Genomic DNA, 7,120 nt, shown 5'->3' with positions numbered 1-7,120 from the left:
CTGCATCCGATCCGCACCGGTAAAGAGGTGATCGGAGTCGGAGTACTCGTAGATGTAGGCATGGTCTATCGCCTCACCGCACTCGGTCGAGTCGTTGTACATCACATGATTGCCCCTCAGCTCCATACTCTCAGCCGTATCCCGGAGGATGACGCTACCATAGAGGTCGGCAAAGTGTGCGGGGCGGTCGTAGATCAGCGAGTCACCCGTCATCCATCGGCTGCCGGAGACGATCTCAGCCCGGTCAAGGAGCGTCGCCACGTCCTCCTCCGTCCGGTAGGTCCCGCGAGTAGCGTAGATGATACCGCTGTCGCCCTCGATCGTTGTGGGACCGAGGATGGTAGCGATCTTGGTGTTGGTGTCGTAGTGCAGCGTATCGGAGTAGAGGGTGAAGTTATCATTCTGCAGCACGACGTCGTTGTAGAAGACCGCCGTCTTATCCACCGTGGAGTACTCCGCATAGACGCTCGAGAGCACATTGAGGCTGTCGGCCACCGAGCCGTAGTCAAAGTAATAGGCGATCCCCGACATACGATCGTAGTCCAGGCTATCTGTGAGGAGGGTATTCTCTCCCTGCTCCATCTGAACCAGCTCTCGGAGTCGTGCCAGCCTCGTGTAGCCGTCGTAGTCCAGGTAGTTGCAGTATATATCGACCGTATCCTGCGCCTGGTGGATGTGGACGTTACCAAAGGCCTCAAAGCGATTAGCCTCCCTATAGAGGAGCGCACTGTCGCAGTACATCAGCGCATTGTCGTGCTTGAAGACAACGTTTCCCGTCAGGATCTGCGCATCGGGATTGACCTCCTTATCGAAGCGCCACAGGTCCACATGTTCTATGATGATCCTCTCCTTGCCGGTCGTGTCCGCGGGCGCCGTCTGTAGGGAGGAGAGCAAGTCGGCAGTCCCCGGAGCCGATGGCCGTGCCTGAGTAGCCATAAGCCCTGCCACCGACAGGAGCGTCAGTGCCAGAGCTAAGAGAAAGGGATGACGAGGGTCACCTTCGTTCATACGAGACTACTCTTGCAGTATAGAGACAAGCTTACTTCTTCTCCGTACCCTCACGAAGCACCCAGCCGGGGTACTGAAAGGTGCACTGACGATAGGCGGGAGCGATGCTGACGTAGGTGGTCTTCTGCTTCTCGCGGATCCACTCATCGAGCAGCTCCTCACGCTTTTTCCCCTCCACCATATCCTTGATCACCTGATAGTCGTCGACGACATTGGCACGGTGCCCGGACTTGCGGCTCTTGAGGCGGGCGATCGCCACCACGAGGTGGTTATTCTTATCCGTCATGGTAAAGGGCTTGGTGATCTCGCCCTCGCTCAGCTCCGCTACGAGCGGAGACATCTCCTGCGGCAGGTCAGACATCTGGAAGCGAGAGGTGCCGAAGAGGGAGCTCTGCTGATTCGCATTCACCATCTGACCGTTGCTCAGACGGGTATCCTCATCGGAGGAGTAGTAGAGTGCAGCGGTGGCAAAGGGGACGCTGTCCCTCGTGATGATGCCGGCAATGGAGTCCATCCGGCTATTGGTCGCAAGGAGCTCCTCCTGATTGACCTCCGGACTCAGCATGATATGCCGCACATTGATCAGGTCACCTCGCTTATCGATCAGCTGGATGATGTGGTAGCCCCGCTTTGTCTCCACGATGCGTGACACTTTCTTCGGGTCATTGAGGCTAAAGGCGACGTTGGCAAACTCCGGCTCCAGCTCTGCACGACCGACAAAGCCGATCTCACCACCTCTGAGAGCGGTCTCATTGTCCTTAGAGTAAAGGCGAGCCAGGGTCTCGAAGTCAGACTTCCCGCTATTGACCTGCTCTGTGAAGTCGACCAGTCGCTGCTTCACTGCATCGACCTCCTTGATCGAGATCTTGGGCTGAAGGGTGAGGATCTGCACCTCCACCGTCGTGGGGACAAAGGGCAGGGAGTCCTTATTGATCTGCTCATAGAAGCGATTGACCTCCGACGGAGCGACCATCACCTCACCGACGATCTTCTGCTGCATCTGCATGACGGTGTACTGCTCAGCCACTACCTTACGGCGGTCCTCCCGTATCTGAGAGTACTTCTGCCCGAGGTACTCCTCGAGCTTCTCCTTACTCCCCAGCTGATTGGTCACCTGCTCCAGCCACTGATTGACATTGGCATTGATCATCTGCTGATTGGGTTCGATACTGTCGATCTTGGCTTGGTTGAGGAAGAGCTTCGAGATCGCCATCTGCTCAGGGATGATGCAGCGCGGATCGCCCTGGAAGGGCTGACCCATGCTCTCGTAGTACATCCTCTGTCGCTCAATGTCGGAGAGCAGGATCGGCTCATCGCCCACGACCCAGGCCACCTCATCCACCACATTCTTACTACTCTGAGCGAGCATCGTCAGCGGAGCGAGGAGCAGGCAGAGGAGAGTCAGGAGCTGCCTCTGATGGGACCGGGTATGGAGTTGCGTACTCATTAGCATGACCTATTACTTATTGGCTTTGTCGTTATTGACCATCTTCTTCCACGAGTCGCGGAGGGAGACAGTCTGATTGAATACCGGCAGCTCGTCTGTGCTGTCCTTATCCTTCGTAAAGTAGCCTTTGCGGACAAATTGGTAGTGATCCTCCACCTGAGCCTCCGTGATAAACTTCTCGGCATAACAGGGGTAAAGGATCGTCTCACTCTGAGGATTGATCAGCTCGCTGATGTCATTGTACTCCTCCGCCATCGGATCCTCGGCAGAGAAGAGATGGTCGTACATACGGACCTCGACCGGCTGCGCTCCGGCAGCGTAGACCCAGTGGATGGTCCCCTTCACCTTACGATTGGCAGTGGCGCCGCCGGTCTTACTCTCCGGATCGTACTCGGCATAGACGGTGGTAATACGTCCCTCGGAGTCCTTCTCGCATCCGGTGCAGGTGACGATGTAGGCGGAGCGGAGACGAGTCTCGCGCCCGGGGGTGAGACGGAAGTACTTCTTGGGTGCATCCTCCATAAAGTCCTCTCGCTCAATCCAGAGCTCACGTCCAAAGGTCTGCGTGTGAGTGCCTGCATCGGGATCCTCCGGATTATTGACACACTCCATCTCCTCAGTCTCTCCCTCGGGATAATTAGTGATCACCAGCTTCACCGGATCCAGCACCACGGCGGCACGGGTGGCGACCTTATTCAGATCCTCCCGGACATAGTGCTCCAGGTGCTCCTCCTCGATGGTACCGTCGTACTTCGTGTAGCCGATGGCGCCAATGAAGTTTCGGATACTCTGTGGCGTGTAGCCTCTCCGGCGCATCCCGACGAGGGTGGGCATTCGCGGATCGTCCCAGCCGTGTACGAGACCGCGCTGCACAAGCTCCAGGAGCTTCCGCTTACTCATCACCGTGTGGGTGAGATTGAGCCGATTAAACTCATACTGGCGAGGGCGGTAGTCGCTGTCCTCAGGCTTGAGGAGGTCGATGAAATAGTCGTAAAGGGGGCGATGGGGGACAAACTCGAGCGTACAGATCGAGTGGGTTACTCCCTCGAAGTAGTCACTCTGTCCATGAGCAAAGTCGTACATCGGATAGACCGACCAGTCCGTCCCGGTGCGAGCGTGCGGCTTCTTGATGATGCGGTAGATGATCGGGTCGCGGAAGAGGAGGTTGGGGTGCGCCATGTCGATCTTCGCCCGGAGGGTCATCGACCCCTCGGCGTGCTTGCCGTGGCGCATTTCCTCAAATAGCCGGAGATTCTCCTCCACGGGACGATCCCGATAGGGGCTGTCTGTCCCCGGCTCGGTGAGCGTCCCCTTCTGAGCAGCGATCTGCTCGGAGGTCTGCTCATCGACATAGGCCAGTCCCCGCTTGATCAGGTCGACGGCAAAGTCATAGAGCTTCTCGAAGTAGTCACTGGCGTGGTAGACATTGCCCCAGTGGAAGCCGAGCCACTCGATATCCCGCAGGATCGCATCGACATACTCCTGGTCCTCCTTGACGGGGTTGGTGTCGTCGAAGCGGATGTTGCAGACTCCGCCGTACTTCTCTGCGATACCGAAGTCCATACAGACTGCCTTGGCGTGCCCGATGTGGAGGTAGCCATTGGGCTCCGGTGGGAATCGCGTCTGGATGCGCCCGTTGTGGAGCCCCTCCCGGAGGTCACGCTCCACGATCTGCTGTATAAAATTGAGCGACTTCTCCTCGCCGCTTTTTACTGGTTCTACTATCTCGCTCATACAAGGCTCTTAATAGGGTAAAAAACAGGGCGGACGACAGCTCCCGGGAAGCCGGTCACGATGCCACACCACTGATCACAAAGATACTACAATTACCCCACCTATCCACCACTCTTACCACGACCTCAGTGCAAGAGGATTAGAGTCCACCCCCTCAGGCTGACATCTATTACCGGTATTAGTGAAGACTATTACCGGTATTAGGCGCACCTAATACCGGTAATAGAAATCAGCCCTCGAGAGAGGGGTTAATGCCGTGCGCCCGAGTGGGCAGCATCAGAGTCGGTCAGTACGAAGTCCGCAGAGAAGATCCGCTCGTTGTAGTCCTGGGCTATCGCTCTTAGCAGGCGACTGTAGTGGTCTCGGACGGAGTCGCTCGGTAGTGTCGGGTCGGTATGATCCGTCTGCACCGGTGCGCGAGGGGCCTCGACAGAGACCTCACCGTCGCGACGCATCACTACCGTCAGCTCCTTCGTAAAGAGGAAGTAGCGGTCAAAGAAGTTATTGAGAGCATAGTGATCCGCCGAGTCATCAAAAATATTGTGCCCATAGGCGTAGATCGGGCGCTCGATACCCAGCAGGTAGAGCAGGGTCGGATAGATGTCCATATGCTGCACCACTCGGTCTGAGATCTCGCCCCGGAGGGAGCCGTCCGGGACATAAAAGCAGATCGGTACCATCGACCTACCCGCCGAGCAGTCGTACTCGGGGCGGTCGCTCTGATTGGTGTGGTCACCGGTGATGACAAAGATCGTGTGATCATACCACGGCTCATCCTTGATGGAGTCAAAGAAGTTTCGCAGCGCCTCATCTGAATACTGCGCCGTGCGGTGGATCGGGAGCGTGTCCGGCTTATACCTTTCCTCATACCCGCGGGGGAGCTGGAAGGGGTGGTGGTTGGTGAGGGAGAAGAAGAAGGCTCCGAAAGGCTCTCTCAGTGAGTGCTTCATGTCCCGCGCCATTGCCTGCTCAAAGGGGTCGTCAAAGACGCCCCACGAATTCATAAAATACCGATCGGCATCCGGCACCTCCTGGCGGAAGTCCTCCGCCGTGTACTGACGCTCAAGGCCCATCCGGTGGAGAAAGCCATAGAAACCCATCGCCCCAGGCTCGTCACCGTGGTAAAACTTCAGGTCATACCCCTCGTTGCGCAACATCAGCGGCAGCCCCGACGTAAAGGCGTGACACTGCTGATAGTCCTGCATCTGATACTCCTTGTCGTTGAAGGTAGCGCCAAAGGTAGGGAGCGATGCATAGATTGAGGGGAAGGACTCGACGGAGCGCTTCCCATTCGCATACCCATACTTCGCGTAGAGCGTATGGGGGATCAGCGAGTCGAGGAAGGGCGTATAGCTCTCGTAGCCGGGGATCTCCGTATTGAGGGCGCCGACATACTCTCTCCCCATGCTCTCCATCAGGACGATCATCACATTGTACCCCCGGAGCGAACCGTAGAGTGTGTCTCCAGGTGCCAGTGGCTTGGCCTGATAGGTGGGATCAAAGAGCTCCCTGAGCTCGGTCGGGTCGTAGAAGCGATACCGGACAAAACGCGCACCGGAGCTTCGGGAGAGCGAGTAAGGAGTATTCAGCACCAGCGCCACCTCCCGATAGTCCTCGATGTACCTGTCGGCTATCGCCTCACTCAGCGGACGCTCATGAGATCGAAGGGTGCCTCGCATACCGACCACGATGAGACCGACAGCAACGACAGCTCCGAGGATCCGCCGTGCGAGCGGACTCCTTTGCTCCCCTATGGGCTCGTAGGAGAAACGAAGGAAACCGTAGACCAGCAGAAACATCAGGACGAAAAAGGCTAAGGTGAGGGGCCAAAACTGAACCATGAAGCCACCGGCAAGACCAACCATATCCTCTTCGCCAAACTCGTAGAAGAGCTGTCTCGAGGCACGACTCAGGACGTAGGGATAGTAGCCGGTGTCGCAGATATTCATCACCAGCATCAGGCTCATCGGCAGGAGGAAGCCGACCGCCCTTACCACCTGCCACCAGCGACGTCGCTCCAGCTGCAGAGGGAGGAACGCCCCCGCTATCATCATCAGATAGTAGATAATACAGCCATAGAGGATCACTGCCACATCGTAGTGAAGCCCGCCGACGAGGAGTGTCAGCAGATGGGGTAGCGCAATGAAGCTGAAGAGACTCTTATTGAAGAAGTAGTAGAGCAGTCGGCATAGTGTCATCAGCACCACTGCCAGACCGGTGTGAGCCAGCATGGCGACCCACCTATTGCGTATCCTTAGGACACCCATTTAGGAAAAGCAAGTTATAATGTCAGGACAAAAAGGAGTTTTAGTCCCGCAAAGGTAGCACTTTGCACTCAATCCCAGCCCTTCAGCCAGGGGTGACGCAATTGAGCATTGGGGTAATCATATACCTATAGGGCTTATCCGTGAGGCACCCGAAGGGTGCTCGCTCCATAGGCATCGGTCATCCGCGAAGCGGTGACCGATGTACAAAGACCCTTCCCTACCCCCTCGACCCCTTGTGGATCGCCGAGGAGAGTCTTCAGCGACCCCGCTAGGGTGTCGCACATACCAGTCAGTCAATCAGTGCGACACCCTACGGGGTCGCGGGATCGCTTGCGGTACCGGATCCCCGGGTCGTCGGGGCTACGCCCCTCGACCCGGGTCTAAAAAGCGGGCACCCCTATCGGGGTGCTTCGTTCCCCACTCTTCATGATGAGTTGGATGACTTACGAAAGGCTCAAATGCGTCACCCCCAGCCCTTCAGGGACTATAGTCTTCACTTCTCTTTCTCGATCGGCAGCTCGGGAGGACATCGGCGGCGAAGAATTTGGGTACCTTTGAGGAGGATCATTGCAGGGGTCCCGTTTATATCGACTAAGTAACGACCACCATCATATGCGCATCACGCAGGATCAACCGCTCAAGGAGCACAATACCTTCGGTCTCG

The 7,120-nt window shown here is 56.9% G+C and carries 4 protein-coding genes; all 4 read right to left on the bottom strand.

Annotated elements, in window-relative coordinates; translation table 11 throughout:
* Positions 1–1,008 (bottom strand): OstA-like protein (locus Q0F21_RS04350; RefSeq protein WP_297237744.1); only part of this gene is annotated, 1,008 nt, incomplete at its 3' end.
* Positions 1,009–1,039: 31 nt separating this feature from the next.
* Positions 1,040–2,455 carry a peptidylprolyl isomerase gene (locus Q0F21_RS04345; RefSeq protein WP_297237742.1) on the bottom strand — a complete coding sequence of 472 codons (1,416 nt, stop codon included), beginning with the start codon at positions 2,453–2,455 and terminating at the stop codon, positions 1,040–1,042.
* Between the two features lie 12 nt (positions 2,456–2,467).
* Complete coding sequence (locus tag Q0F21_RS04340; protein WP_297237740.1) at positions 2,468–4,189, bottom strand: glutamine--tRNA ligase/YqeY domain fusion protein; 1,722 nt, start codon at positions 4,187–4,189, stop codon at positions 2,468–2,470.
* A 248-nt stretch (positions 4,190–4,437) separates the two neighbouring features.
* Positions 4,438–6,456, bottom strand: a complete 2,019-nt coding sequence (locus tag Q0F21_RS04335; protein ID WP_297237738.1) for an LTA synthase family protein — start codon at positions 6,454–6,456, stop codon at positions 4,438–4,440.
* Positions 6,457–7,120 lie beyond the last annotated feature (664 nt).

It is taken from the genome of uncultured Porphyromonas sp. (assembly GCF_934359325.1).
Taxonomy (GTDB): domain Bacteria; phylum Bacteroidota; class Bacteroidia; order Bacteroidales; family Porphyromonadaceae; genus Porphyromonas_A.
This window is presented reverse-complemented; position numbering and strand designations above follow the sequence as displayed.

What these genes read in the sequence shown, in the direction of transcription:
- Q0F21_RS04345 (WP_297237742.1), bottom strand. Translation starts at nt 2,455, where the DNA reads ATGAGTACGCAACTCCATACCCGGTCCCATCAGAGGCAGCTCCTGACT.
- Q0F21_RS04335 (WP_297237738.1), bottom strand. Translation starts at nt 6,456, where the DNA reads ATGGGTGTCCTAAGGATACGCAATAGGTGGGTCGCCATGCTGGCTCAC.
- Q0F21_RS04340 (WP_297237740.1), bottom strand. Translation starts at nt 4,189, where the DNA reads ATGAGCGAGATAGTAGAACCAGTAAAAAGCGGCGAGGAGAAGTCGCTC.